Source organism: Shewanella vaxholmensis (genome assembly GCF_031932135.1).
Taxonomy (GTDB): Bacteria; Pseudomonadota; Gammaproteobacteria; order Enterobacterales; family Shewanellaceae; genus Shewanella; species Shewanella hafniensis.
In genome coordinates, this window is record NZ_JAUOEV010000047.1 from 1 (window position 1) to 1,373 (window position 1,373).

1 protein-coding gene is annotated in these 1,373 nt (G+C 47.6%); it reads right to left on the reverse strand.

Features of this window, described 5'->3' with window-relative positions:
- Window positions 1–1,312 (reverse strand): IS4 family transposase (locus Q4Q46_RS21275; protein ID WP_311907012.1); only part of this gene is annotated, 1,312 nt, incomplete at its 3' end.
- Between the last annotated feature and the right edge of the window lie 61 nt (window positions 1,313–1,373).

Genomic DNA, 1,373 nt, shown 5'->3' on the forward strand with positions numbered 1-1,373 from the left:
GAGTGGCATTTTTATTTGGATATTTCACCGTTTTCTTTAGCACCACACGCGGATAGCTGGGCCGCTTCCTCTTCGGGGGTAAAATCAACCTCTTGCCATTTTCCCTCAGTCGTTTTAAGTGCTGTGGGATCGCTCCTGGACTTCCTCTGTCGCTCCAACCAAACTCATCCTGTATTAAAAACAGGGCATTAATGAAACTTATCCTCTGTGGTTCAACTTTATGCTGCACTGCCATTGCGGCCATCTCTAGCCGAACAATATTGTAGGTCGTCAAGATCCCCCATAATTCTTGATACACCCCATCCTTCTTCTTACTGCGCAGGACAGGTTTATTTTCCAGTTGATATTGCTTTAGCTCACCATAACCCCTCTCTATCTCCCATCGCTGCCAATACACATTGAGCAAATCGTTCACTGGATAAGTGTTGGGGCATAGACATGACGTGATAACCCCTTTGATATCACCTTTGGGTGACGGAATAAGGATAAGGCGGGCTTGCCAGCACTCCCCCAGATAAGGCGCTTGCTGTTTAGCTTGGGGTGATACCGGCATCTCAACCAGATGGTCATACTCTGAGAATGACTCGATAATTTGATAGCGGGTCTTAGACTTTATCGGGGTTAACCAATGGGTGTTTGCACCACTTCCTTGCCAGCTGATGAGCAATTCGGCAGACATAAACCCACGGTCAAACAATGTGAGCGAATTCTCGGGAGCTGAGCCAACCAATTGCTGTGCATAGTGAATTTCACTGTGGGTAACAGGCCCAAAAGCCGCATCAGAAAGTAAGTGGCTGCGAGTAGACATTAAGGTGACCGCCAGCACAGAGGGAAAAGAAGCCGTGCTTTGTGCAAAGCCAAAGTGATGGTTTTCTTCAGTGTTATGCGTCTTAAAATACGTCCCATCAACACTGAGCAATTTCAATCCAGCAATCTCATCAAATTCGCACTGTGTTTCCCACAGTGCAGCGGTTGTTTTGAACAAATAACGCATGGGCTCTGAACCCAACTTTTCTTTGGCTTTGATGATGCTACTGGTCGCCAGTGGCGGGAGCTCCCCCTTGGCGTCGGGAAACGCCAGTGAGAGCGTATCACAGACTTGCTGAATCGAGCGGTTACGCATCAAACCAATGCCTAGAACCAACCAAACAGCTTGCTCTGCAGGGAAACGGCGGGTTCGAAGTGATGCCCTGCCAGTTTGTTGCACAGCCTCAGCCACCCAATCCATGGGAACATGTTTGGCGAATACATCAATATCCCGCGATTGGCAAAATTCAGCAGTAACGAGTAGCTCTTTAGAAAATTCAGACATAAAAAAATCAGCCGCAACTTAGGTTGCGGCTGATTATGAAGCCCTTGAAAGATCGTTCAAC